This window comes from Psychrobacter nivimaris (assembly GCF_043419765.1).
In the GTDB taxonomy this organism is placed as follows: domain Bacteria; phylum Pseudomonadota; class Gammaproteobacteria; order Pseudomonadales; family Moraxellaceae; genus Psychrobacter.
In genome coordinates this window covers 620,428-646,725 of record NZ_JBHOFX010000003.1, presented here as the reverse complement: position 1 = coordinate 646,725, position 26,298 = coordinate 620,428, and the positions used below count along the sequence as shown (strand labels likewise).

Annotated in this window: 20 protein-coding genes; 17 read left to right on the top strand and 3 right to left on the bottom strand. The window is 43.9% G+C overall.

Features of this window, described 5'->3' with window-relative positions:
- Positions 1 to 681 precede the first annotated feature (681 nt).
- The 4 genes from thrS (at position 682) to rnr (ending at position 7,203) form a co-directional block, all read left to right on the top strand.
- Complete coding sequence (gene thrS, locus ACHEVO_RS09470) at positions 682 to 2,616, top strand: threonine--tRNA ligase (protein WP_238069997.1); 1,935 nt, start codon at positions 682 to 684, stop codon at positions 2,614 to 2,616.
- A gap of 23 nt (positions 2,617 to 2,639) precedes the next feature.
- A complete protein-coding gene (infC, locus tag ACHEVO_RS09465) occupies positions 2,640 to 3,143 on the top strand; it encodes a translation initiation factor IF-3 (protein ID WP_057762155.1) in 504 nt (167 codons plus the stop codon).
- Between the two features lie 399 nt (positions 3,144 to 3,542).
- Entirely contained in the window at positions 3,543 to 4,787 is a 1,245-nt protein-coding gene (locus ACHEVO_RS09460) for a toxic anion resistance protein (protein ID WP_394124726.1), read from the top strand.
- A gap of 139 nt (positions 4,788 to 4,926) precedes the next feature.
- Entirely contained in the window at positions 4,927 to 7,203 is a 2,277-nt protein-coding gene (rnr, locus tag ACHEVO_RS09455; RefSeq protein ID WP_394124725.1) for a ribonuclease R, read from the top strand.
- 117 nt (positions 7,204 to 7,320) lie between these two features.
- Here rnr and ACHEVO_RS09450 read toward each other — a convergent pair whose 3' ends face one another.
- The 3 genes from ACHEVO_RS09450 to hisA form a co-directional block, all read right to left on the bottom strand.
- Complete coding sequence (locus tag ACHEVO_RS09450) at positions 7,321 to 7,602, bottom strand: hypothetical protein (RefSeq protein ID WP_341610086.1); 282 nt, start codon at positions 7,600 to 7,602, stop codon at positions 7,321 to 7,323.
- Between the two features lie 81 nt (positions 7,603 to 7,683).
- Positions 7,684 to 9,357, bottom strand: coding sequence for a mechanosensitive ion channel domain-containing protein (locus tag ACHEVO_RS09445; protein ID WP_394124724.1), 1,674 nt, complete (start codon positions 9,355 to 9,357; stop codon positions 7,684 to 7,686).
- 83 nt (positions 9,358 to 9,440) lie between these two features.
- Complete coding sequence (hisA, locus tag ACHEVO_RS09440) at positions 9,441 to 10,178, bottom strand: 1-(5-phosphoribosyl)-5-[(5-phosphoribosylamino)methylideneamino]imidazole-4-carboxamide isomerase (protein ID WP_102094878.1); 738 nt, start codon at positions 10,176 to 10,178, stop codon at positions 9,441 to 9,443.
- Between the two features lie 1,096 nt (positions 10,179 to 11,274).
- On the opposite strand from hisA, the gene ACHEVO_RS09435 reads away from it, so the two are divergent.
- The 13 genes from ACHEVO_RS09435 (at position 11,275) to ACHEVO_RS09375 (ending at position 26,285) form a co-directional block, all read left to right on the top strand.
- Positions 11,275 to 12,627, top strand: coding sequence for a Na(+)-translocating NADH-quinone reductase subunit A (locus tag ACHEVO_RS09435; protein ID WP_394124723.1), 1,353 nt, complete (start codon positions 11,275 to 11,277; stop codon positions 12,625 to 12,627).
- 5 nt (positions 12,628 to 12,632) lie between these two features.
- Positions 12,633 to 13,868, top strand: a complete 1,236-nt coding sequence (locus tag ACHEVO_RS09430; protein ID WP_057762164.1) for an NADH:ubiquinone reductase (Na(+)-transporting) subunit B — start codon at positions 12,633 to 12,635, stop codon at positions 13,866 to 13,868.
- Positions 13,849 to 14,751 (top strand): Na(+)-translocating NADH-quinone reductase subunit C, encoded by a 903-nt coding sequence (locus ACHEVO_RS09425; protein ID WP_394124722.1) that lies wholly within the window; start codon positions 13,849 to 13,851, stop codon positions 14,749 to 14,751. Before ACHEVO_RS09430 ends, ACHEVO_RS09425 begins: the two co-directional genes overlap by 20 nt.
- Before the next feature lies 1 nt (position 14,752).
- Complete coding sequence (locus tag ACHEVO_RS09420) at positions 14,753 to 15,424, top strand: NADH:ubiquinone reductase (Na(+)-transporting) subunit D (protein ID WP_057762168.1); 672 nt, start codon at positions 14,753 to 14,755, stop codon at positions 15,422 to 15,424.
- Positions 15,424 to 16,032: an NADH:ubiquinone reductase (Na(+)-transporting) subunit E gene (gene nqrE, locus ACHEVO_RS09415; protein ID WP_011281361.1), complete on the top strand. Its 609-nt coding sequence runs from the start codon at positions 15,424 to 15,426 to the stop codon at positions 16,030 to 16,032. Before ACHEVO_RS09420 ends, nqrE begins: the two co-directional genes overlap by 1 nt.
- 122 nt (positions 16,033 to 16,154) lie before the next feature.
- Positions 16,155 to 17,390 (top strand): NADH:ubiquinone reductase (Na(+)-transporting) subunit F, encoded by a 1,236-nt coding sequence (nqrF, locus tag ACHEVO_RS09410; protein ID WP_102078341.1) that lies wholly within the window; start codon positions 16,155 to 16,157, stop codon positions 17,388 to 17,390.
- 176 nt (positions 17,391 to 17,566) lie between these two features.
- Complete coding sequence (locus ACHEVO_RS09405) at positions 17,567 to 18,367, top strand: SDR family NAD(P)-dependent oxidoreductase (protein WP_394124721.1); 801 nt, start codon at positions 17,567 to 17,569, stop codon at positions 18,365 to 18,367.
- A 123-nt stretch (positions 18,368 to 18,490) separates the two neighbouring features.
- Positions 18,491 to 19,645: an FAD:protein FMN transferase gene (locus tag ACHEVO_RS09400; RefSeq protein ID WP_394124720.1), complete on the top strand. Its 1,155-nt coding sequence runs from the start codon at positions 18,491 to 18,493 to the stop codon at positions 19,643 to 19,645.
- A 200-nt stretch (positions 19,646 to 19,845) separates the two neighbouring features.
- A complete protein-coding gene (nqrM, locus tag ACHEVO_RS09395) occupies positions 19,846 to 20,091 on the top strand; it encodes a (Na+)-NQR maturation NqrM (RefSeq protein WP_057762175.1) in 246 nt (81 codons plus the stop codon).
- A 395-nt stretch (positions 20,092 to 20,486) separates the two neighbouring features.
- On the top strand, positions 20,487 to 21,719 hold the full coding sequence (locus tag ACHEVO_RS09390) for an MFS transporter (RefSeq protein WP_394124719.1): 1,233 nt from the start codon (positions 20,487 to 20,489) through the stop codon (positions 21,717 to 21,719).
- Positions 21,720 to 22,014: 295 nt separating this feature from the next.
- Positions 22,015 to 22,878: an arylesterase gene (locus ACHEVO_RS09385; RefSeq protein WP_394124718.1), complete on the top strand. Its 864-nt coding sequence runs from the start codon at positions 22,015 to 22,017 to the stop codon at positions 22,876 to 22,878.
- A 25-nt stretch (positions 22,879 to 22,903) separates the two neighbouring features.
- Positions 22,904 to 23,623 carry an ABC transporter ATP-binding protein gene (locus ACHEVO_RS09380; RefSeq protein ID WP_394124717.1) on the top strand — a complete coding sequence of 240 codons (720 nt, stop codon included), beginning with the start codon at positions 22,904 to 22,906 and terminating at the stop codon, positions 23,621 to 23,623.
- A gap of 19 nt (positions 23,624 to 23,642) precedes the next feature.
- Positions 23,643 to 26,285 carry an ABC transporter permease gene (locus ACHEVO_RS09375; protein WP_394124716.1) on the top strand — a complete coding sequence of 881 codons (2,643 nt, stop codon included), beginning with the start codon at positions 23,643 to 23,645 and terminating at the stop codon, positions 26,283 to 26,285.
- The last annotated feature ends 13 nt before the right edge of the window (positions 26,286 to 26,298 follow it).

The window sequence follows — 26,298 nt, the reverse complement described above, 5'->3', positions numbered from 1 at the left end:
TGTCAACTTCTTTTTTTAATTTGTTTCAACAAGTTAACTGGGTTATTAATGTGTAATCTACACACTAGCTACTTCCAGCTCGTCTTGATGAGGTGCGTATTATAGACGGTTTATCTTTTGTGTCAACCCGTTTTATTAATGTTTTTGAAGTTATTTTAGGAGATGAATAAATCTGTATTTCTTTCAATGGGTTATAAAATTGAGGTTCTCTATTTCTTTTTATCTCTTATGTTTTTGAATGTTGATATTCATATAAATAGCACTATATAGAAGCTAAGTTATTCGAAGTTATATGATGCTTTCAATATATTATCCTATATAGTTCAGTATTTGATACTACCTTTATCATAAGATATGGCTCTTATATTAGTCGTCGCGTAATCCCTTGATATCTAGTGTTGAGAGACGGTTTTTGCTATAATAGGTATTTTGCTGCATTACTTATATATGTCGGCTATTGTATTATTCATATAGCGAAATGCATTTTGTTGCAATGCTATTGATTAACTGGCTTTAAGCCTTACATCAGCTTTAGCTTATATAGTCATAGTAAGACTCTAGGTAATGCGTCCCTTTCACAACATATCACGATGATTAGATATAATTGATGTGGTCTTACGGTTATATGATTGATGGTTGCAATCATCACTGCCAACGGACCCAATAATAGGCGAATAGATTATGGTAGCGATTACTTTACCCGATGGTAGTGTAAAAGACTTTGACGGTCATACAACAGTCATGGAAGTGGCGCAAAGTATTGGGACAGGACTCGCTAAAGCGACGGTTGCTGGACGTGTAAATGGTCATCTGGTAGACGCTCATGATCCTATCGTCGCTGATGCCAATGTTGAAATCGTAACGCCAAAAGACGACGACGGTGTCGATATTATTCGTCACTCATGCGCTCATCTATTAGGTCACGCTGTTAAGCAGCTATATCCTGATGTGAAAATGGTCATTGGTCCTGTTATTGATGATGGTTTTTATTACGATATCTTTAGTGAAACACCATTTACGCCTGAGCATATGGAAGCGATTGAAAAACGCATGATGGAGCTGATCAAGCAAGATTATGACGTTATCAAAAAAATGACGCCACGTGCCGAAGCGATTGAGATATTTGAATCACGTAACGAAGACTATAAGCTAAAACTTATTAATGATATGCCAGGTGAAGAAGCGTTTGGCTTGTATCATCACCAAGAATACGTGGATATGTGCCGTGGCCCGCATGTGCCAAACACGCGCTTTTTGAAAGTATTTAAACTGACCAAAATGTCAGGTGCTTACTGGCGCGGTGATGCGAAAAACGAGCAGTTACAGCGTATCTATGGTACTGCGTGGGCTGATAAGAAACAGTTAAAAGCTTATATCCAGCGTATTGAAGAAGCAGAAAAACGTGACCATCGTAAAATTGGTAAAGCATTAAACCTATTTCATATGCAAGAGCAAGCACCAGGCATGGTGTTCTGGCATGCGAATGGTTGGACGATTTATCAAGTGCTTGAGCAATATATGCGCAAAGTACAATACGATAATGGCTACGAAGAGATTAAAACACCTCAAATCGTCGATCGCAGCTTGTGGGAGCGCTCAGGACATTGGGGCAACTATGCAACCAATATGTTCACAACTTCTAGTGAAAACCGTGATTATGCGGTAAAACCGATGAACTGCCCTTGTCACGTGCAAGTGTTTAACCAAGGCTTAAAGTCTTACCGTGACTTGCCACTGCGTATGGCTGAATTTGGTTCTTGTCATCGTAACGAGCCATCAGGTTCACTACATGGTTTGATGCGTGTACGTGGTTTTACTCAAGATGATGCGCATATCTTCTGTACGCAGGCACAGATTCAACAAGAAGTTGCTGACTTTATTAAACTAACGCTTGCTGTCTATGAAGATTTTGGTTTTGACAATATTATCATGAAGCTTTCTACTCGCCCTGAAAAACGCGTTGGTAGTGATGAGTCTTGGGACTTTGCAGAAAAAGCGTTGGCAGATGCGCTTGATAGCTCAGGGCTAGACTGGGATTATTTACCTGGTGAAGGTGCATTCTACGGTCCAAAGATTGAGTTCAGTCTAAAGGATTCCTTAGGTCGTATTTGGCAGTGCGGCACCATTCAGGTTGATCCAAACATGCCTGAGCGTCTCGATGCTGAGTTCGTCAATGAACAGAACGATCGTGAAGTACCTATTATGTTGCACCGTGCAATTTTAGGTTCGTTCGAGCGTTTCATCGGTATTTTGATCGAAAACTATGCCGGTTGGATGCCAGTATGGCTAGCACCGCAGCAAGTTGTGGTCATGAATATCACCGATAAGCAAGCTGATGCATGTGAAAACGTGGTTAGCGAGCTCAAAAACGCAGGTTTGCGCGCTATTAGCGACTTGCGTAACGAAAAGATTGGATTTAAGATACGAGAGAAAACATTAGAACGTATTCCCTATATGCTAGTATTAGGGGATAAAGAAGTCGAATCGGGCAGTGTCAACGTCCGAACTCGCGAAGGTGAGAACCTTGGCGTGATGAGTGTTTCTGAATTTATTACATTAGTACAGACCGCTGTCAGTAAAAAAGGCCGACAGACCCCAAAAACAGATGAGGAGTAATACCTATTAAACAGTCCAACCGTTTGAACATCAACGAAGATATCAATGTCAAAGAAGTCCGTCTCGTTAAAGAAGATGGCGAGCAAATGGGCGTGGTTGATATCGCAACCGCGATGAAAGCGGCACGTGATGAAAATCTAGATTTGGTTGAATTAGTTCCTGAAGCCAAGCCGCCAGTATGTAAGATCATGGATTATAAGCATTTTCTCTATGATCAAAAGCAAAAGGCTAAGGAAGCTAAGAAAAACCAAAAGCAGACTCAGCTTAAAGAGATGAAGCTACGTCCTAGTACCGAAGAGGCCGATTATCAGGTTAAACTGAGAAAAATCGTGAGCTTCTTGGAAGATCAAGACAAAGTTAAAATTAGCATCCGTTTCCGCGGACGTGAAATGGCGCACCAAGACATCGGTCGCAAACAACTTGATCGTATCATTGAAGATACTGCTGATATCTCAAACGTCGAACAGTACCCTAAGATGGAAGGTCGTCAGATGGGTATGCTGCTTGGACCCACTAAGAAAAAGTAATCTGTCTATTGGATTGCTTTGAGTGGTGGCTGTTAGTCTATATAGCTATTTATAACTCTAACCATCAATATGCTGCGGGATATTGATGGTTTTTTATTATTTGGACTCAAAAACCGCAGTAATGAACATAGCTATATTGAACATAAATAGCCTAGCATCATTGACTGACGCTATTTTACAAAATCTACCTTCTCAACTTTCTGATTACACGGTAATCTAAAGGTCTAGTTATATTTACTAGTTAGCAGTAACTAATGATCATGTGATAGAAATTAGTATGAGCTACAGACAATTTATAAGTATATAAAAGCTAAGTGTATAAACAAAAACAATGTATACCACGACTGTCAGAGTCGTTGACAAAAAACACTTCCCTTCTCCGATATCAGAGGATATTTCATGCAAGAATTGACGCCACCAGAAAACGCTACAACTCCCAGTATTTCTCTAACAGCACCTGAACCTGTCAAAGAAATACAGAAAAGTGAAGCAGATCAGATGGTCAAATTGGATGAAAGCCAAATTCCTGAGCTCGATGCCAAGGTTGATGCTTTTGTTGATCATGTGATTACCAACTCTGTGCATAGCGATGAATTTCGACAGAACGTGCAGTCTATTCATAATCTAGGTACCAAAGAGATTCGCGAATCTGCACAAGTATCTAATCGAATGTTAGATTTGCCCGCAAAAAGTCTTAATGACAGCTTATTTGATAATTCCCCTATCGCCAAATCGTTGACAGAACTACGCGGGATTGTCGAAGACTTAGATCCGAGCAAAAAAGAGCTGACCAGCTCGCGCAAGTTGTTCGGTCTCATTCCGTTCGGCAACAAAGTACAAGATTATTTCCGCCAATATGAATCAGCGCAATCACACATCAATGCGGTCGTTACCAGTCTCTATAATGGTAAAGATGAATTGCTCAAAGACAATGCGATGATTGAGCAAGAAAAAGTCAATATGTGGGAGCTGATGCAGTCTATTCGTCAATATGTCTACGTTGGCAAAAAGATTGATGAGCAACTTGAGCAAAAGGTCTATGCGATAGAAGCAAAAGATCCAGAAAAAGCTCGCATCATTAAAGAAGAGATGTTGTTTTATGTCCGTCAAAAAAACACTGATTTTTTAACTCAGTTAGCAGTGAATGTACAAGGCTATTTGGCGCTTGATACTATTCGCCGTAATAACTTAGAGCTGATCAAAGGGGTCGATCGCGCAACCACGACTACTGTGTCGGCATTACGCACGGCTGTTGTCGTCGCACAAGCAATGACCAATCAAAAATTGGTACTAGATCAAATCACTGCATTGAATAAAACCACCAGTAGTTTGATTGAATCAACGTCAGCGATGCTTAAACGTCAGTCAGGTGAGATTCATGAGCAGGCGACTAGCAGTAGCATTGAGCTTGATAAACTGCAAAATGCCTTCAATAATGTCTATGACACTATGGATATGATTAGTAATTACAAAATTGAAGCGCTAGAGAATATGAAGCAAACGGTCAATACACTGACCACTGAAGTAGATAAAGCACAAAAATACTTGGATAAATCAAATCAGACTACGGTATTAGAAGTCTCAAAAGAGTTGGATAGTAAAAAAATCACTAACCAATCTAGCAATGTCGATATTGATATTTGATTTATCCCTATAGCGGTCGCTAGAAAACTGACCGCTTCCTGCTACCGAATACACATAAGACAATTGACGCAAGATATTGCGACGTCGTTCGTGTTAAGATAGCCACTATTAATAATTTTAAAAATAGATACGGTAATTTATGAGTTGGAATGATCCAAACGCCTCAAGTGAGGCAAAAAAATATGACAACCCGATTCCTAGTCGTGAGCTGATACTCAGCACGATTAACGAGCATGGGGAAGTCACGCATCAACAATTGGCAAAAGCCTTTAACATTGATGACCCTGATCAGTTTGATGCTTTGGGCAATCGCCTAAAAGCAATGGCGCGTGATGGCCAAGTAAATCGTGATGGTCGTCCTTATCGCTATCGCACAGTGACCAAGCAAGATATCGTCTCAGGTACAGTTTCTGCACATCCAAAAGGTTTTGGATTTGTGGTGCTAAGTGATATGCCAGATTTGTTTTTGCATGAAAAACAAATGCGCTGGGTATTCAATGGCGATACGGTAGCAGCCGTCGGCACTTCGACAGACAATCGTGGACGTACCGAAGGGCGTATCGTCGATGTTGTCGAACGTCGTCAAAACAACTTTATCGGTACACTTGCTCGTGATGAAGACGGCTATTGTGTTGAGCTTGGTAGCCCAAACAATCATCAACCGATTACGGTTACTGATGACAATGTTCAGTCGCTAAATATCAAACAAGGCGCTCCTGTTAAAGTCGATATCATTGACTGGCCAAACCAGCATGAATTTGCCACTGGTAAAATCACTGAAGTTCTGTCTGACGATAATGATCGTGAATTGATTATTGAGACTACCCTGCTCAACTATGATATTCCATCAGATTTTAGCGAAGCTGCGCTTAAACAAGCTGATGACTATCAAGAGCCAACTGAGAAAGACATAAAAGGTCGCGCAGACATACGTCATCTACCGCTTGTCACTATCGATGGTGAAGATGCTCGTGACTTTGATGATGCTGTATTTGCTGAAAAGCGCTCTGGTGGTAACTACCGTGTTGTGGTTGCGATTGCGGATGTCAGCTATTATGTGACACCGAATTCACCACTTGACCAAGATGCCTATGAGCGTGGTACTTCAGTATACTTCCCGCATCGCGTGATTCCGATGTTGCCTGAAGTGTTATCTAACGGTCTGTGTTCACTGAACCCTAATCTAGATCGCTTATGTATGGTTGCTGATATCAAGATATCACGCGCTGGTAAAGTGACTGGATATGAGTTCTATCCATCAGTGATGCACTCACAAGCCCGTCTCACCTATAATCAAGTAAATGATTATCTTGTGAACCCGAATGATAAGAGATTACCTAAATCATTAACAGGTAATAAAGACGTTAAAAAATCTGTTGATACGTTACATCAATTGTATGAGCTACTGCTTAAAAAGCGTGAAGAACGTCATGCAATGGAGTTTGAAACGGTTGAGACGTATATCAAGTTCAATGAGAAAGGCGGAATCGAAGCGATTTTACCACGCACTCGTGGCGACTCTCAGAAGCTAATCGAAGAATGTATGTTGCTTGCCAATACTTGTGCGGCAAACTTTGCGCTTAAGCATGAGTTACCAGTCTTGTATCGTAACCATGATAAGCCTGATAATGAGAAGTCAATGCGTATTCATGAATATGCGAAAAACTTTGGCTTACCATTCCCAGAAGAGAATCCAACGCAAGCGGATTATCAACGCATTATCGAAGCAACTAAAGATAGACCAGATGCCATCAGTATTCATAGCATGCTACTGCGTTCAATGATGCAAGCAAACTATGCACCTGACAATATTGGTCACTTTGGCTTAGCATATGACGAATATAGCCACTTTACCTCGCCGATTCGCCGTTATCCAGATTTGATGCTGCATCGCGCGATTAAGGCAAAAGTCACCAACAGCCAGCAACCTGTTATGGACTTTTCTCTTGAAGGTGCTGGTACACAAACGTCAGATACAGAACGCCGTGCAGAAAAAGCATCACGTTATGTAGAATCTTGGCTCAAGTGTCACTATATGACGGATCATGTCGGTGAAGAGTTCGAAGGTGTTGTGACTACGGTTACTAGCTTTGGTCTATTCGTCACATTGACTGACTTATATATCGATGGTTTGGTTCATATCTCAAACGTTGGCGATGATTTCTTTGTTTACGATGAGCAGCAACAGCAGCTTATTGGTAAAGATAAAGGCACGCTATTTGGACTTGGTGATTCGGTTAAAGTTAAGGTTGCGGGTGTCAATATGGATCTGCTACAGATTGATTTTGATTTGAAGGCTAAATTGCAATCTAGTGCAATGAACCAAACTAAAAAAGGTCAACCGAAGAAAGAGCAGCCTAAGAAAGCCCCAGCAAAAAGAAGCAGCAACCGCAGAGGCGCTGCCAAAAAAAGCTAAGTTTAGACTGATACTTAGATACTGATGTTGTAATACTATAAAAAAGGCTAACGTGATCGTTAGCCTTTTTTATGCTATGTACTTTTCAATCATCAATGATATAGCTATTTATTGTGCCTATTGCGCATCGTCCAATTGGTTTACACGGTCTTGCTCGGCTTGCTGCGCTTGATCAATTTTGCTAGTAGCACTATCTACGATAGCTTTCGGCTGTTGACTAAGTGGCTGGCTAGTAATATCTGTATCAGAGCTAGCTACTGTAGCATCAGGCTGTTCAGCCGCTATGCTACTAGCTGCGACCTCTCTGTTTTGTTCGCGACTATTGCCATTGATAATGTTAAAGCCGAGTAATGCCACAATACCAATTACTGCAAAGATAATGACGTGTTTCATTTCCATAAAAAGCCCCGTATTTGAATAACCACCAAATATAGATTCTGTTGCACTTTTTATGCCTAAACCTTATTTAACGTCTAACACCTATTCTTGAGGACTATTATTATTCAATAAATCCGTCTCATCTGAGCTTTGAGCAATCTCTTGCTCGACTTTTTCCATCAGCTTGTCGTCAGGACGGGCGTCGAGAACCTCATTAGCACTGCGACCTTGCAAAATGGTTTTGGCTCGAGCCTTGGCTTGTTTTTTATCTTGGTCATCCGTATGACTCTCGCTGACCTGATTTGTTTCAGCAGGTTTAGGAATCGTCGGCGTAATCGTCATATCAGATTGAATATTATTAGCATTGCTGACACTGCTTTGCATGTGCTCAAAGGCTTTTTCTAACTTGTTGTTAAAGCGCAGACGATAGATAGGCTCAGGTAAGCTAAAGCCTTTATCTTCTAGTGCGTGCTTGGTCTCACGAATGGCGATACTGCGTGCTTTGGCAAAGTCGGTCTCTGATTGATCTACCCAAACCTGAAATTCCAAAACAATATTAGAATCACCCACATTGGTAATGACCGCAATCGCTTTGGGCTCATCCAACACAAACGCCAGCGTATGTATCGCATCCAATCCGACTTTGATTGCTGCTAATGGATCATCATTGGCATCAACGCCCAATTCAAAAGTAAATCGGCGCTCAGGATTTTTGGTGTAATTTAGAATTGTACCTTTAAAGACTTCAGCATTAGGAATACGTAGCTGATTACCATCTAATGTCATCAGTATTGTCGCACGTGAGGTCAAGCGAACCACGATGCCCTCTTGCCCATTAATCACGATATGATCACGGGCACGAAAAGGTTGGCGAATGCTCAGCATTAGTGAAGCGATATAATTTTCAATGGTATCTTTGACTGCGAAACCAACCGCAATACCAATGACACCTGCCCCACCAAGCAATGTGCCTAAAATAGTCTCTGCACCTATTAGACTTAGTCCTAGAATCAGACCAAAGATAATAAAGATGACTTTGACCGTTTGTGAAAGCAGCTCAGCGACAAATGGATTGGGTGTTAAACGTTGCCACATCTTTTTGCGATTAGATAACCAACTGCCAAACCATGCCACCAAGGCAAATATAACAATGCCGACCAATAGTAGCGGTAGCGCCTTCACTAGATTGGTCGCCTGCGCTTTTAGACCTTGATAGACCGTTGAGACATTCTCCTGAACATCTAGTGTGCGGTTAATTCTATCTTCTACAGTGACGACATCTGTTAGTCGGTTGGTTAAGTTAATCGCTTGCTGTGCTTTTTTTTCGTTGGCTGTCTCTCCCGTTAGGGTAACGACCCCTTGGGTGACACTAACATTGACGGCTTGTAAGCCTTCGATTTCAGAGAAAATACCGCTGATACGTTGACGAATATCGTTGTCTTTTTGCGGTGTGGGTGTGGTTTCAATTTGAGCATTATTAGTGCTTTCGCCACTGATTACTGGCGGTGGAGCAGGCGTTGGCAATGAGCTAGCAGGTTCTGTGGTATCACCTGTTAATGTCTCATTTCCTGATATAGCAGAATCATCGTTAGATACGCTTTCCTCTGTTGTCTCTACACCTTCAGTCGTCTCTATACCTAACGCTGCTGCGATACCAGAAATCTCTTCACTGGCAGCATGCGCTGAGAACGCAAAAAGGATGCTTAGTAGCAACACCATTTGACCCCACGCTTTTATAGAACTGCGTATTATTGAACGGTCAATGTAAGTGGCCATAAGCATCCTTTATTTTTTACGGATTTTTCTCGCTTAGCTGATTGCTGATAATTAGCTGCCTGATTTTAGCTGCCTAGCTTTATTTAGCTATCTAAATAAAGCTGTGCTTCGCTTAAGTTCAGCGTGCCTTCATAGATAGCACGACCAGTGATAATACCTTCGATACAATCACCATAAGGCTTTAACAGCTCAATATCTTTCATATCAGTAACGCCACCTGATGCAATCACAGGTAGTCCGCCTTCACGCGCCAAATTAACGGTTTGTTCAACGTTGACGCCCTGCATCATGCCATCGCGCGCGATATCAGTATAAACAATCGATGACACGCCGACGTCTGCAAAGCGCTTAGCAAGTTCGGTCGCTTTGGTATCTGTCACGTTTGCCCAGCCATGGGTGGCTACCATACCGTCTTTGGCATCGATACCGACGATGATATGTCCTGCAAATTCGCGGCAAGCTTCCGCGACAAAATTAGGATCTTCAACAGCTTTTGTACCGATAATGATATATGTCAAACCTGCGGTAATATACTGCTCGATGGTATTCATGTTGCGTACACCGCCGCCCAGCTGAATAGGCAGGTTCGGATAGGCTTTGGTGATATCATTGACCACTTGTCTATGTACTGGCACGCCATCAAAGGCACCATTCAAATCGACCAAATGTAAGCGACGCGCGCCTTCATCTACCCAACGCGCTGCCATAGCAACCGGATCATCAGAGAACACCGTATCATCTTCCATACGGCCTTGTTTTAAACGTACACACTTACCATCTTTTAAATCAATAGCCGGGATAATGACAGGCACAGCACACATATAGCATTCCTTATAAAGCACAAGATTGGCAATAAATTTAGTAAATTAAAATTTTGAGAATGAAACGTTATCGAAGCATCAAATAACGAGAGAAAACGCTGCTTAAAAGTAGCATAAATTATGAACAGATCGAAAACTAAGACCTCGCTAAGTTAGCAATCTGTTTGAATATAAATAAGAAAGACAGAAACTAGACAATCATAACCATAAGTTTTAGTACGTAGAATCACTACCAACAATCGTTAAATTCTATTACTGACTGGCAATTTTAGGTCAATTTAGCGTATAATCCTAGGTAAATTTTTATTTGTTTCTATGTGATAGTAACCATGTGTTACGCTTTTTGTTGAGTTGTTACGACTCACTAATACAGCATGGTGATCAGGATGGATCGAGCAATCGTTCAATACGCCAATAAAATACTGGCCAAGAAATTGCTACAAAGGACTATCTGAAAAAATCTCAACCGATAGTCTCTAAACCATCGATTCTGCGGTATTTAACCTTAATTAGATGTCTTGCAAGTCCCTATCACTAGCTAACTATATTAAAACCGTTACGATTAAAACTATAGCAGCTTATAATAAGCGAGGTTTGCTTATCAGTTGCTTAGCTAGTTTGTCTTTTAACCAGTATATCATCTACCTTAATAGATCGTTATTTGGCCACACTCTTATTCTATCGAATATCTGTAAACGGTATTCGTAAACGAGAGATGGTCAAACATACTGGTGTTACAAGTTTTAAATTTCAATGAAACGTGTGATAAAGCTATTTGTATTTAAACCAGTCTCTTTTAGCCATGTGCTGTAGTGATTGGTTTCGATGAAACGGTTTTAGCATACACCTTGGTAGCCAGTCGCCACTTTGGTAATTCGAATAAGACATTAACGTGTTGTTAAGGAGTCTAAGGTCAGCGTTAATACTCTTACTAGTAGTTATGATCATGTATTGTCTTCACAGAGCTTTCATCCCTATTTCACTATAAAGGAAATAGACGATTGAAGGCTTTGTTGAGTGATACAAACGTTCATGCTACCGATATACCAAACAGGACGTCTGGTATCGTTTTAGACTATGGACTAAGTTTTCGCTTATGATTACCATCAAAAAAGGTTTGGATTTGCCCATCACTGGTGAACCCTCCCGCGAGATATCTGAGCACCAACCGACACATGTAGCACTTGTTGGCTATGATTATGTGGGTATGAAACCCACTATGAATGTCAAAGAAGGTGACATTGTAGCCAAAGGTCAGCCCGTTTATGAAGACAAAAAACGTGTTGGCGTGATCTACACTGCCCCTGCTGCCGGTAAGGTCGTCGCTGTTAAACGTGGCGAACGTCGAGTGTTTGAGAGTCTTGTGATTGCGGTCGACCCAAATGGTGAAGAAGTAGACTTTGAGCGCTATGACTCACAGCAGCTTGCTGACCTAGACTCTGAAGTCGTTGAAACCCAACTGATTGCCTCTGGCGAATGGACCGCGTTCCGTACGCGTCCTTATAGCCGCGCACCCGAAATCGGCGCTCGTCCACATACCATCTTTGTCACAGCAATGGATACCAATCCACTTGCCTTTGACCCGATGCTTGTGATCAATGAGCAGCTACAAGCGTTCAATGATGGACTTGCTGTATTATCTACGCTTAGTCCAAAGACCTTTGTCTGCCATCACGGCGATACCCAACTGACGCCAGTTGCAAAAACTGCAGCGAATAACGTCACTGAGTATCATGGTTTTGCTGGTAAGCATCCAGCTGGTCTTGCTGGTACGCACATTCATTTCTTACATCCTATCAGCCGCGGTGTGACCGTATGGACGATTGGTTATCAAGACGTGATTGCAATCGGTAAATTATTCACGACAGGTCGTCTATATACCCGCCGCATGGTGAGCTTAGCAGGTCCTGCTGTCACCAACCCACATTTGGTTATGACTGAACGTGGAGCTGATATCACTGCATTGACTAAAGGTAAACTGGCGGCTGGCGAGAACCGTATCATTTCAGGTTCAGTATTGTCTGGTCGCAAAGTGTTTGAAAACATCGCCTATCTGGGTCGTTTTCACAATCAGATCAGCGTATTGACTGAAGGTCGTGAGCGTCCTGCGTTCCATTTCTTTACTCCAGGTAAAAACCGCTTCTCAAAACTGCCTATCTATATTTCGCAGTTCTTTGGTGGCAAAAAATACGACTTTACTACGACAAGTAACGGCTCACCACGAGCGATGGTACCAATCGGTGTCTATGAAGAAGTCATGCCACAAGATTACCTACCAACTCAATTACTACGTGCATTGATTGTCGAAGACATCATTAGCGCAGTAGATTTGGGTGTGCTTGAACTGGACGAAGAAGATTTGGCACTATGCACCTTTGTATCTCCTGGCAAATATGAATTCGGTGATATTTTGCGTGATAACTTAACGCGCATTGAGCTGGAGGGCTAACCACGATGAAATTCTTACACAATATGTTCGATCGTATGGAGCCATCTTTCACCAAAGGCGGCAAACACGAAAAGTATTACGCTATTTTTGAGATGTTTGATACGTTCTTACGTCAACCAAGCTCAACCACTTATGCATCATCACATGTACGTGACGGGATTGACCTAAAACGTATTATGATTACTGTATGGCTATGTACCTTCCCAGCGATGTTTTGGGGTATGTACAACATTGGTCATCAAGCACTAACCGCTATCGCTCAGCTTGGCTTGCAGCCTGAAGGCTGGCGTACTGTGATCACTAGCATGGCAGGCTATAACCCAGACAGTATCTGGGCAAGCTTCGTCTATGGTGCGATGCAGTTTTTGCCTATTTATATCGTGACGTTTGCAGTGGGTATTCTCTGTGAGATTATCTTTGCTGTCGTCCGTGGACACGAAGTTAACGAAGGTTTCTTTGTGACTTCAGTTCTATTTGCATTATGTCTACCACCTGATATTCCTTTATGGCAAGTTGCCCTAGGTATTATCTTCGGTGTGGTTGTCGCAAAAGAAGTGTTCGGTGGTACTGGTAAAAACTTCCTTAACCCTGCCCTATCGGGTCGTGCATTCTTATACTTTGCTTATCCAGCCTATATGTCTGGTGACTCAGTATGGACAGCAGTAGATGGTTTCTCAGGTGCGACGCCTCTTGGCCTTGCAGCCCTTGGTGTGGTTCCTCAGGACTTCGTCGATGTCTATGGTAATGCCATCACGTGGAGTGATGCATTCTTAGGTAATATGCAAGGTAGTATCGGTGAAGTATCGACGCTAGCTATCCTAATGGGCGCTGCAGTGTTGCTATGGACGCGTATCGCTTCTTGGCGCATTATGGCAGGTTGTGTGGTCGGTCTGATTGCGACGTCTCTTGTATTCAACATGATTGGTTCTGAAGACAACATGATGATGAGCTTGCCGTTCTACTGGCACTTAGTTATCGGTGGCTTTGCTTTCGGTGCTGTATTTATGGCAACCGATCCAGTATCAGCTGCGCATACAAACAAAGGCCGCTGGGCTTACGGTATCTTGATTGGTTTTATGACCGTATTGATTCGCGTCATCAACCCTGCTTTCCCAGAAGGCATCATGCTGGCCATTCTATTCGCCAACTTATTTGCTCCATTGTTTGATTACTTTGTGACTCAAGCAAATATCAAACGCCAAACCGCTCGGAGGGTTCGCTATGTCCAAGCCCAAAAGTAATAACGCGAAAACCATCAGTGTGGCTTTGACGCTATGCTTGGTGTGTTCAGTGTTGGTCTCAGCAGTGGCTGTTGGTCTAAAGCCTGCGCAAGTTGAAAACGCTCGTTTAGACCGCAACAAAAACATCTTAGTTGCGGCTGATATGTATGACGCTGAGTCTGATACAGCAGATGATGTCGCCGAACGTTTTAAAGACTTTGAAGTGAAAATCATTGATCTAAACGAAGGTACTTATCTCGATGACGATGCGCTAAAAACTGCTGGCATCCCTGATCGTAATGCTTATGACGCCAGTCAAGCGACAAAAAACCAAGCTTTAAGTGAAGACTTGGGTGACAACGATCCTGCTGGTATTGGTCGTAAGCCAAAATATGCCAAAGTCTATGTCAAAAATGATGACGCAGGTCAGCCAGAAACGGTTGTATTGCCAATTCAAGGCTACGGTCTATGGGGCACTATCTATGGTTTCTTAACGCTCGAAAGTGATATGAATACCATCAAAGGTATCAGTTTCTACGAGCATAAAGAAACCCCAGGCCTTGGCGCTCGTATCGAAGAGCCAGAGTGGCGTGCAAAGTGGAGCGGTATCGAGTCTTATGACGAGAATGGTAACGTTGCCACTGGTGTAACCAAAGCTGGTAACCCAAAAGAGAACTGGGTTGATGGCATCAGCGGTGCGACATTGACTAGCCGCGGCGTCAGCAACATGATTCAGTTTTGGTTAGGCGAGCAAGGTTATAAACCTTATCTAGATACGCTACGCGAAAAGAGCAGCCAAACGGTTGAAGGTGCAGACACGCAAGCAAATCAATCAAAGCTGGCAGCTCAACCTAAAACCGAATTGGCAGCCAAGCTACCAGTAGCAAACGGCAAGGAGGCATAACATGGCTGACACTAAAAGCATTTTAACCACGCCTATCTTTGATAATAACCCTATTGCCCTACAGATCCTTGGTATCTGTTCGGCATTGGCTGTCACCACCAGCATGGCTAACGCTATGGTCATGTGTGTAGCATTGACTTTGGTAACGGCATTTTCAAGCTTCTTTATCTCGATTATCCGTAAGCAGATTCCATCAAGCATTCGTATCATCGTACAGATGACGATTATTGCTTCGTTGGTTATCTTGGTTGATCAGGTACTAAAAGCAGTTGCTTATGACGTCAGTAAAGGTTTGTCAGTTTTCGTTGGTCTGATTATCACGAACTGTATCGTTATGGGCCGTGCTGAAGCATTTGCTATGAGCAACCCACCAATCCCAAGCTTTTTAGATGGTATTGGTAATGGTCTTGGTTACTCAGCAGTACTACTATTCGTCGCAACTATCCGTGAGCTATTGGGTGCTGGTACTTGGTTTGGTATTACGATTCTACAGCCAGTCACTGATGGCGGTTGGTACATACCAAACGGTTTATTACTGTTACCACCATCAGCGTTCTTTATCATTGGTTTGTTCATCGCTGTTGTCCGTATCTGGAAACCAGAACAAGTTGAAGAAGCTGAGTTTGTAATGAAGCCGCAGTCTAAAGGCATGGCACATGGAGGCGGTCACTAATGGGACATTATGTTAGTTTATTTATAACCTCAGTCTTTATTGAGAACATGGCGCTTGCCTACTTCTTAGGCATGTGTACTTTTTTGGCCGTATCCAAAAAAGTCTCTACAGCGATTGGTCTAGGTGTTGCTGTTGTTGTCGTGATGGCAATTACCGTTCCACTAAACAATTTACTATTCCAGTTCATCCTAAAAGATGGTGCGCTGGCATGGGCAGGGTTCCCTGATATCGACTTGAGCTTCTTAGGATTGCTAAGTTATATCGGTTTGATTGCAGCCACCGTACAGATCCTAGAGATGTTCTTGGACAAGTTTGTACCGAGTCTATATAACGCGCTTGGGGTATTCTTACCACTAATCACCGTAAACTGTGCCATCTTGGGTGGTGTATTATTTATGGTTGAACGTGACTATAACTTTGGTGAATCTGTTGTCTATGGTGTGGGTGCAGGCTTCGGTTGGGCACTTGCTATTACCGCATTGGCGGGTATCCGTGAAAAGCTAAAATACTCAGATATTCCAGCACCGCTGCGTGGTCTTGGTATTACTTTTATCACGGTTGGTCTTATGTCGCTCGGCTTTATGTCGTTCGGTGGTATGTCCATCTAAACCGCTAAGATCAAAGCTTTCATTAGCTATTTGACTTATTTAATTCATTTATTCGGTAGAGGTTTGGGTACAGCATAGATTATGCCCCCTCACCCCTACCCCATAGATTAAGGATACCTACCATGGATTACGCTACGGCGATTGGTGGCGTTGCTATGTTTACCTTGATCATCATGGGCCTCGTCGCTATTATTTTGGCGGCGCGCTCAAGACTGGTCAGTTCAGGCGATGTCACTATCCATATTAATGATAATCCCGATAATGATGTGGTGACACCAGCTGGCGGCAAACTACTACAAACGCTAGCGGGCGAAGGTATATTTTTATCTTCAGCTTGTGGTGGTGGTGGTACTTGTGCGCAGTGTCGTTGCCGCGTTATTGAAGGTGGTGGTTCTATTTTACCCACCGAAGAAGGCTACTTTACTCAAGGTGAAATCCGCAATCACATGCGCTTAGCTTGTCAGGTAGCTGTAAAGCAAGACATGAAAATTGAGATTGATCCTGAGTTCTTTGATGTACAGAAATGGGAATGTGAAGTTATCTCTAACGATAACGTTGCCACTTTCATTAAAGAGCTGGTACTAAAAATTCCAGAAGGCGAAGAAGTAAACTTCCGCGCTGGTGGTTATGTACAGTTGGAAGCGCCACCGCATGAAGTGCACTACAAAGATTTTGTGGTTGATGAAGAGTATAGAGAGGACTGGGAAAAATTCGGTATCTTCAACTATGTCTCAAAAGTTGATGAGCCTGTTATCCGTGCTTACTCAATGGCTAACTATCCTGAAGAGAAAGGTCTCATCAAATTTAACATCCGTATTGCCAGTCCACCGCCACGTGGTCCTGACGGTATTCCACCAGGCAAAATGTCTTCATGGGTATTTAGCTTAGTACCTGGTGACAAAGTGACAGTTTCAGGTCCTTATGGTGAATTCTTTGCCAAGAAGACCGAAGCTGAAATGATCTTTGTTGGTGGTGGTGCTGGTATGGCCCCAATGCGTTCGCATATCTTTGATCAGCTCAAACGCTTGAACACTGATCGTAAGATTAGCTTCTGGTATGGTGCTCGTTCTATTCGTGAGATGTTCTACGTTGAAGACTATGATCAGCTAGAAGAAGAATTCGATAACTTTGAGTGGCATGTTGCACTGTCTGACCCATTACCAGAAGATAACTGGGAAGGTCCAACAGGCTTTATCCATAACGTATTGCTCGAAAACTATCTGAAAGATCATCCAAACCCAGAAGACTGTGAATACTACATGTGTGGGCCACCGATGATGAACGCTGCTGTAATCGACATGCTACACAGCATGGGCGTGGAAGACGAAAACATCATGCTTGATGATTTTGGTGGTTAAGTTAGATAATTAATCTAGCAAAGTAAGTTTAAGAATATAAAAAAGAGTCTCAATTGAGGCTCTTTTTTTGTGCGATTTTTACACATAGTCGTGGCTTCGTAGGCTACAAATCTAGCTAGTAGAGTAGCCTTATTATCCTATATGATGGACTATCTAAACATTGAGAAAGGACTCTTATGAAAACGAAATACAAAGATTTGACCATTTGGATTACAGGTGCTTCTAGTGGTATTGGACAAGCATTAGCCGTTGCCTTCGCCAAACGCGGAGCTAGGATTATTCTAAGTGGACGTGACAGCGATAAGTTAGAGGTGGTCAAAAACAGCTGCAAACGCGCTAACAAGCATATCGTTGTTCCTTTTGATATTAGTGATGCCAATCAAACCAAAGAAGCTTATGATACTGCTAAAGCTCAGGCAGGAAAAATCGACTGGCTCATCAATAACGCTGGTATCAGTCAGCGTTCGCTCATCATGGACACAGCTGAAAAAGTTGAACGTCAAATCATGGAAATAGATTACTTTGCTCAGACGCGTCTTACTAGACTTGCGTTGCCTGACATGATTGCACAAGGCGGCGGCAAAGTCGTGATGGTCTCGAGTGTAGCAGGCCTATTGGGTACACAATATTGCGGCGCTTATGGGGCAGCCAAAGCAGCGCTGCATATGTGGGCAAACAGCTTGCGTGCTGAGCTACATGACCAAGGTATCGAAGTAGCCACGATATTCCCCGGGTTTATTCAGACCAATATCTCTATCAATGCGTTGACTGGCGACGGTAGCGCACAGGGTACGATGGATGAAGCAACCAATAACGGTCTGACTGCGACTGAGTTTGCCAAACAAGTCATGAAGGCGCTCACCAAGGGAGAGGAATATATCATCGTCGCTGGTCGCAAAGAAAAACTGGCCACACGGGTCAACCGCGTCTCTCCGCCAAAACTCTATAAGCTCATACGTGAGTCACAAGTGAAGTAAGCTACTTAACCGAACGAATTGTCGCTGAATGGTGCCTTCGTTGGTATTTTTGGGTTCAAGGGGTGTAAAATAAGCGTGGCTTGTTTTACACCCTACTCATTTCTACGCCATACCGAAAATATTATGAAAAACACTATATCCAGCTTATCTTCCAAAAAACCTCTGCACCTTACATTAGTAAGCGTCGTCAGCCTTGCTAGTACTTTAGGTCTCAGCGCTTGCCAGCAAACCCCAGACTATAACTATCTGATCGGTGAGACGATGGGAACGAGCTACCATATTAGCTATCAGTTGCCTGATGATGCGGACGAAGCTGCCATACAAGCTGCGGTAGACGAGCGCCTGAAACAAATTAACGATAGTATGTCTACTTATCAAAACGACTCAACGATATCTACGTTCAATCGTTTGGGCAAAGACAAACCTATCACCATCGATGCTGATTTTAGTCGTGTGCTAGATGTCTCGAAAATTGTCTATCAGCAATCCGGTGGCGCTTTTGATCCTACCGTTATGCCACTCGTAAACACCTGGGGCTTTGGAAGTACCATGACGGTCGAGCGTTTACAAAGTCCACCGACCGCAGTAGAGATTGCTCAAGCCAAAGCATTGGTCGATTTTGAGAGCATCATAAAAAAAGACGATACCATCTATAAGACCAAAGACGGCGTTGGTTTAGATTTTTCTGCTGTTGCCAAAGGTTATGGCGTCGATGTCATCGCTGATGTGTTGAGAGATGATTATCAAATTCGTAATTATATGGTTGAGATCGGCGGTGAAATTGCCACCTCTGGTGTGAACAACCAGCAGCAGCCATGGCAAATTGCGATTGACGCCCCTATTGAAGGCAGTACGGTCAGCGAACGTCAGACCATATCTGCTATTCGCCAACCAAAGAATACGGCTAGCCAAATGCATCTGGCGACCTCTGGCAACTATCGCAACTCTGTCATATTCGATGGCAAACGCTATAGCCATACTATCGACCCGACAACGGGCAACCCTATTGCAGGTGGTGCACCTTCAGTCACTGTCGCAGCGGACTCTGTCGCGTTGGCAGATGCATGGGCAACCGCCCTTACCGCGATGCCTTATCACAAGGCACTAAACGTCGCTAAAACGCAAAATCTAGCGGCTATGTTCGTGGTACTAGCTGACGATGTAAAAGCAAAGGGTTCTGACGATATGTCCAACGAAGCTGCTGACGATAACATTGACGATTGGCAAGTGGTACAGACACCAGCGATGAAAGCGTTACGTGCTGATAAAAAGCTCTAAACGTTCTCCAAGCTCTAGATGGCAAACTCTCAACGCCACTGGTAAGTGATAGATGTGAAACAAGAGAATACGTTAACGCACAACGAGCCGCACTAAAATTTGCTATACTATTATACAGTTGTTATTAACGGTGCTTAGCTGTCATTGACTTAGGTAATACTATTAATAACTGCCCTATTTTTTAAAATGAGGTTTCCTCTATGCTTAGCCAACTGCTTCCTATGCTTGCCATTACTTTCACCGTATTTGTCCTATTTTTCATTTTTATGGGCGTCGGTTATATGGTCAAAAAAAAGCCGCTTAGAGGGTCTTGTGGCGGTGTTGCCAAATTGATGGGTGATGAAAATTGCTCGTTTTGTGGTAATGATCCCAATAAGTGCGATTCACTAATCGCCGAACAACAAGAGAATGCATTGAGAGCTGCTCAATTGGGTAAATCGGTTTAATAGCCTATTGGTTACCATACGCTGGTAGCATTTACCTGACATATGTTCTTATAATAGCGTCAAGTCATTCAGAAGTGACTTGGCGCTATTTTTATTGTGCGATAAGACTGCTTATTTAAGATTTGTCATTACCGCCATCTCTTATTATCACTGTTCTATAGCCGTAACTCGAAGTAACTACCCATACATTTTTACTAAGCTGCCTGCCAATTTAGCAAAGTCAGTTCAGCGAATGTATGTCTTACGCGCTACATATATTTTTCGGTCTAATTTACGATATCGATTACCGTCTAGGTACGTATCTGAGTAAATGCTTTCTGGTGTTATTTTATAAGCGGCAATTTCTTGACGCTGTTTAATAACGTGTTCTTTTCCGCTGTCATCGTTGTGCTGCTATGTCTACCTCATCCAAACTACCCTCTTCATCCAATCGACCTTCCTCGCGCTTCACCTTTTGGTTGGTACTGTGTGCCATGATCTTGCTGGCGACCAATATGCGGGCGCCTATCGTGGCGCTTGGCTCTATCGCCCCAGTGGTACAAGACGCGCTCAAGATTTCTGAATTTCAGATAGGTTGGCTAGGGGCGGTTCCTATGCTGAGCTTTGCTGTTGGGGCTCTGATCTCCCCAACGATTGGCAAACGATTTGGGCTTGAGAACACACTGATTGCCATGATTGGACTGTTAACGGTAGGGATGATTATTCGTACCGTTATTCCGACATGGAGTGGGTTTTTAATTGGTACTTTGTTGCTTACCCTCGCTATCGGCTTCGCTAATACTTTAGCAGCGCCTGTCATTAAGCAGCGTACCCCGCAACATATTCCGCTGATTACTGGTCTGTTTAGTCTGACGATGACCACAGCAGCAGGTATCGTCGCAGGCGTCGTATTACCGTTATCTGAGCAAGTTGGTTGGCAGTGGGCATTAGGCGGTTGGACGATACTAGGTGTGTTTGCCTTTGTTATCTGGCTGTTCTTACGTGTACGTTTGGGTTCATCCAACCATCAAGCGGTTATTCCTGCGGCGTTAGGCTCTTCTGATATCTCCATGTGGCGAACCACCTTTGCGTGGCAGATTGCTATTTTTATGGGATTGCAGTCATTATTGTTTTACACCGTTGCCAGTTTTTTACCATCGATTTGGGTCAGTAAGGGACTATCTGCCGTCAGTGCTGGACAAATGGGTTCTGTATTTCAGTTTATGGCACCAGTCTCTATATTAAGTTTAACTTGGCTGGTCAATCGTGGCCGCCCTATTCAAGCGCTAGCAGTGTTCGCCGCTGTGCTAAATGTCGTTGGCATATTGGGCGTCAGCTATCTATCGACTGACTTGGCATGGCTATGGTCAGGCATGATGGGCATGGGCTGTTCAGCGATTTTTACCTTGAGCATGATGCTGTTCTCTATGCGCACCTATACGACCAATCAGGCAAGTGAGCTGTCTGGTATGGCTCAAGCAGTGGGTTATGTCATTGCGTTTTTTGGACCGTTAGGTACAGGTTGGCTACATGAAATGACTGGTAGTTGGAGTATGCCGCTTTTTATTATGCTGATACTGATGATTGTCAACGTCGTGATTGCTTGGCTTGTTAGTCGTCCAGTAATGGTCGATGGTAAATATATTTGATTGCTATAAGCCTTTGTTATTCATAAGGCCATGATTGCTAACGCGCAATAAAGCGGTCTTAAATTAACCTTAGGGCAATATAGGTCGCTGTCTTATTTTGCTATAGTCAGTTCAATATAACTTAGATACTTAATATAATCTGGATACTCAATATAACCCGGATAAAAGGAAGGTGAGTGAAAGTACTACCAATAGTAGACTGAGCGAGCCTGACGATTCATCCGACTGTTACTGTATCTGGTTTAGATAGGATTTGACTAGACACTGGTTTGATTGCATATAGGACATAACACCCATGATGACATTTCCCTCTCGTTTTGCTCAGCGCTTGCCTGCTATCGCTATGCTCGCGGCTGTAATGGCTATCAGTGGCTGTCAAAAAGATGCTGAAACGACATCTGCTGATGATACGCAGAGTACCAGTACTGAAGCGACTAACAGTCAAGCCAGCACTGCTCCAGTAGCCACTGAAACCTCAGCAACAACTGATCAACAGGTCAAATCCTCATCACTTACTATTCTAGCGCTTGGTGACTCCCTGACAGAAGGTCTGGGAGTGGACAAAGATGACAACTACCCTGCTCAGTTAGAAGATCGTCTACAAGAGATGGGCTACGCTAATGCCAAAGTTATCAACTCAGGTCTAAGCGGTGAAACCAGTACGGGATTGGTCAATCGATTGGACTGGGTGTCGCAAACCAAACCCGACATCACCATATTGACCATCGGTGCTAACGATGCGATACGTGGTATCGATGTAGCGACAATTGAAGCCAATATTCGTACTGCGGTTAAGCTCCTGCAAGACAATGGCAGTATCGTCATCTTAGGCGGTATGTCGATCTATGACAATCTAGGCAGTGAATACGTTGCGGCATTCTCAGACATTTATCCTCGCATTGCGAAAGATATGAACCTGACGCTTATTCCGTTTTTTTTAGAGGGCGTCGGCGGTGACCGAGAGCTTAACCAAGCTGATGCGATTCATCCGACCAAAGAAGGCTACGAGATTATCGTTAACAACAATATCTTGCCTATTCTAGAGCCTAAGTTAAAAGAGCTAGAAGAACTAGAAGAGCTAAAAACAACCGATACCGATAACACAGCTACGACTGCTCAAGACAATATGACAAAAAATAAGACAAACGAGACTATTTAACGAGACCATTAAACGAGATACTGTAATGACATCATCATCTTCGACTGCCACAGCAACGCTACAAGCAGACGCTAAGACACAATCCCTACTGACCGCTTCACAATTAAATAAAACCGTGCAAGTCGGTGAGCAAAATCTGTCCATCATTAAAGACGTAGATATCTACGTTAATGCTGGCGAGTTTGTGGTCATCATGGGTAAATCAGGCTCGGGTAAATCTACTTTGTTAGGTTTACTCGCAGCATTAGACTATCCCGATAGTGGTACGGTGTCGCTGGCAGGTCAAATGCTTAGCAGTCTTGACGAGGATGCGCTAGCCGTCATTCGTCAGCAGGATATGGGCTTTGTCTTTCAGTCATTTCATCTACTTCCCACACTGACCGTCGCTGAAAATATCGCCTTTCCACTTGATATTGCCAGACGTCCAAATCCATCACGGGTAGACGAGCTGATAGATGCGGTCGACTTAGGTCATAGACGTAACAGCTTACCCAATCAATTATCAGGTGGTGAGCAGCAGCGTACAGCAGTGGCACGAGCACTGGTATCGCACCCAAAGATTGTGTTTGCTGATGAGCCAACGGGCAATTTAGACGAGCAAAACGCCGATCAAGTCATGCAGCTGCTATTGGATTTACGCCAACAGGTTGGCTCGGCACTGGTGGTCGTGACTCACGATCCTGCACTTGCCGAGATGGCAGATCGCGTCATCACCATGCATGACGGCCGCATTGTACCTACATGAATAACTGGATTGTATCTTAATGAATACTAAGCCCACAGACAACAAATCGACTGATACAAAAAAGACTGATACCAGTATGCATCAAGAGTCCAGTTATCCTAGCGGCATCCTTAGTCAACTATTTACCCGTACCCTAGGCTTTAAAACACTAGGCTCGCAAGCACTCAGCCGTAGTTGGTGGCAGCGCTGGGTATATCCGGTATTGTTTCTACTGACCTTGACCTTGTCGCTTGCAACCTACCTGACCCTCGACTCTGTGCAGCAGTCTGTCGATAGCTACATCAATGACAATCAGCGCGCGCTCGTTGGTGGGGATCTAATCCTAAACAGTAAGCAAGACTGGCCAAGCGAAGTATTGTCACAGGTAGAAACTATCCCTAATACACAGATCGTGTATGACTATCAATTTAGCGCCATGCTGGTCAATGATGAGCAAACCTTGCTTGCCAGCGTCAAAGCCGTCTCTCCGTCGTATCCCCTATACGGCACAGCGGAGCTTGCTTCAGGACAGCCACTGTGGGATCAGCTAACATCTGACAGTGTGATCGTCGCGCCAGAAGTGCTCAGTAGTCTACAGGCCGATGTCGGCGACCGTATCACCATTGGCGATGGGCAATTTACGATCAGTGATGTACTGACCAAAGAGCCTGACCGTCCACTGACCACCTTTGGTTTTGGTGGACGTGTATTGATGACACAAGATGCACTCCCATCGACCAACCTATTGGGTCAACGTAGCCGCATAAACTATCGTATTGAGATGGCAGGCGACCCAGAGCTAATAACCACTCAACGTGACAAGCTCACAGATATCCTGACCAATTATCCTGATATCGAGCTATCTGATGCTGAGTCCGCAGATACTTCGGTATCGCGTATCTCTGATAATGTGCTGATGTTTTTAAAATTATTGGTCATCGCGGTGTTGCTACTATCTGCTGTCGCCATGTACGGCGTCATTAGTGCGTTTGTCAGTAAGCAGCAGTCCAATAATGCCATTCGATTGGCGCTCGGAGAGCCACTTGGCTCACTCAAACGCAGCTACTATCAGCTGCTTATCATCACGACCGTAATTGCTTGTGTCGCAGCGGTTGCCCTTAGTCTGGGCTTGCTCAAAATCGGTCAGCCGTATCTGGTGGCTATCTTGCCTGCCGACGTCGGTCTAGCCATCAATCCAATCAGTGCGATTAAAACCATTGTGATTGCCTTAGCCCTGACGTTGCTGATTGCGCAGCGTGGTTTGAGCGCACTTAGCACGACCAAACCCGCTACCCTACTCAATCAAGGAGCAAGCACGCAAACACAAAAATTGCCTTGGTATCGACGCGTGCCACTACTATGGTATGGCTTGGTGCTGGCAGGGTTATATGCCTTCTTTGCTTATGAAGTGGGTTCACTGTCATTAGGCGCGCAGTTATTGGGCGGCTTGATTGGCTTTGTGGCGATATTTTGGCTATTGGCGCGTGGGTGGCTATGGCTGCTTAACAAGTTAGCGAGCAATACCAAGGTCAGCTGGATGCAGCGTATCGCCATTCATAATCTGGCGCGCAAGGGCAACCAATCTGCGTTGTTCTTTGTCACCTTATCGCTATCGGTGGCGGTACTGACGCTTATCACCACGCTCAATCATAGTATCAATGCGCAGTTTATCAATGCCTATCCTGAAGACGCACCCAATCTGTTTTTGCTCGATGTGCAGAGCGATCAACATGATGAGATTGATGCGATCATTGAAGCGCCCGTCACTTATTATCCAGTCATTCGTGCGCGTGTGGAGACGGCCAATGATGTGGCGGCAAAAGATATCGAGCCTGCTGATGGGTTTGATGATCCCACGCGTGTCTTTAACTTGAGCTATGCAGATACGGTCATGGATACCGAATACATCACTGAATCGCTCACTGACGACGCGCTATACACCCCTATCGATGCGGCAAATGAACAAATCAAACCCTTATCTATCTTGGACACTGCTGCAGGTATGCTCAATGTCGGCATGGGCGATCAGGTACGTTTTAACATTCAAGGTATCGAAATCATCGGGCAAATTACCAGTATTCGCACGCGCTATGAGCGTGGCCCAAGCCCGTATTTCTATTTCTTATTTGAGCCGTCCGTGCTGTCCGCTGCGCCGCAGATTCAGTTTGCTACTGTCCACGTAACAGAAGACGCCATTCCAGAACTACAAGGCAAACTGGTACGCGAGTTCCCTGCTGTCACCACGATCGATGGCACTGCCATCGCAAAGCAAATTCAAGAGCTGGTGGTACAAATGAGCCGCTTGGTCTATGTGTTCACCTTGCTTGCCCTGCTCACTGGGGTCATGGTGCTGATCAGCTCGCTGCTGTCTACTTCGCAAGATCGTATGAAGGACAGTGCGTCATTTAGACTGCTCGGTATGCAAAAGCGCGACTTGTATATGCTCAATATTTTAGAGCTGGGCGTGCTTGGTATTAGTGCGGCGACCTTTGCGGTGGTTATCGCTAGCGTTGGCGCATGGGCAGCCATCACGCAATGGTTTAATCTACAGTTTAGTGTGCCGTGGACGAGCTTGGCGATTGGCGGTGCAGCATTAGTTGTATTACTGTTTGCCATTGCCATTATTTATGTGAGATTGGTGATTGGACGTGGGATTATGGCACGGGTCAGGGCGATGGTTTAGGGGTTTGAATGGC

Coding starts and splice junctions, on each gene's coding strand:
- ACHEVO_RS09430 (WP_057762164.1), top strand. CDS start 12,633: ATGAAATTCTTACACAATATGTTCGATCGTATGGAGCCATCTTTCACC.
- ACHEVO_RS09450 (WP_341610086.1), bottom strand. CDS start 7,602: ATGGAAATGAAACACGTCATTATCTTTGCAGTAATTGGTATTGTGGCA.
- nqrF (WP_102078341.1), top strand. CDS start 16,155: ATGGATTACGCTACGGCGATTGGTGGCGTTGCTATGTTTACCTTGATC.
- ACHEVO_RS09380 (WP_394124717.1), top strand. CDS start 22,904: ATGACATCATCATCTTCGACTGCCACAGCAACGCTACAAGCAGACGCT.
- rnr (WP_394124725.1), top strand. CDS start 4,927: ATGAGTTGGAATGATCCAAACGCCTCAAGTGAGGCAAAAAAATATGAC.
- nqrE (WP_011281361.1), top strand. CDS start 15,424: ATGGGACATTATGTTAGTTTATTTATAACCTCAGTCTTTATTGAGAAC.
- ACHEVO_RS09435 (WP_394124723.1), top strand. CDS start 11,275: ATGATTACCATCAAAAAAGGTTTGGATTTGCCCATCACTGGTGAACCC.
- ACHEVO_RS09445 (WP_394124724.1), bottom strand. CDS start 9,357: ATGGCCACTTACATTGACCGTTCAATAATACGCAGTTCTATAAAAGCG.
- ACHEVO_RS09385 (WP_394124718.1), top strand. CDS start 22,015: ATGATGACATTTCCCTCTCGTTTTGCTCAGCGCTTGCCTGCTATCGCT.
- hisA (WP_102094878.1), bottom strand. CDS start 10,178: ATGTGTGCTGTGCCTGTCATTATCCCGGCTATTGATTTAAAAGATGGT.
- thrS (WP_238069997.1), top strand. CDS start 682: ATGGTAGCGATTACTTTACCCGATGGTAGTGTAAAAGACTTTGACGGT.
- ACHEVO_RS09420 (WP_057762168.1), top strand. CDS start 14,753: ATGGCTGACACTAAAAGCATTTTAACCACGCCTATCTTTGATAATAAC.
- ACHEVO_RS09390 (WP_394124719.1), top strand. CDS start 20,487: ATGTCTACCTCATCCAAACTACCCTCTTCATCCAATCGACCTTCCTCG.
- ACHEVO_RS09425 (WP_394124722.1), top strand. CDS start 13,849: ATGTCCAAGCCCAAAAGTAATAACGCGAAAACCATCAGTGTGGCTTTG.
- ACHEVO_RS09405 (WP_394124721.1), top strand. CDS start 17,567: ATGAAAACGAAATACAAAGATTTGACCATTTGGATTACAGGTGCTTCT.
- ACHEVO_RS09400 (WP_394124720.1), top strand. CDS start 18,491: ATGAAAAACACTATATCCAGCTTATCTTCCAAAAAACCTCTGCACCTT.
- nqrM (WP_057762175.1), top strand. CDS start 19,846: ATGCTTAGCCAACTGCTTCCTATGCTTGCCATTACTTTCACCGTATTT.
- ACHEVO_RS09375 (WP_394124716.1), top strand. CDS start 23,643: ATGAATACTAAGCCCACAGACAACAAATCGACTGATACAAAAAAGACT.
- ACHEVO_RS09460 (WP_394124726.1), top strand. CDS start 3,543: ATGCAAGAATTGACGCCACCAGAAAACGCTACAACTCCCAGTATTTCT.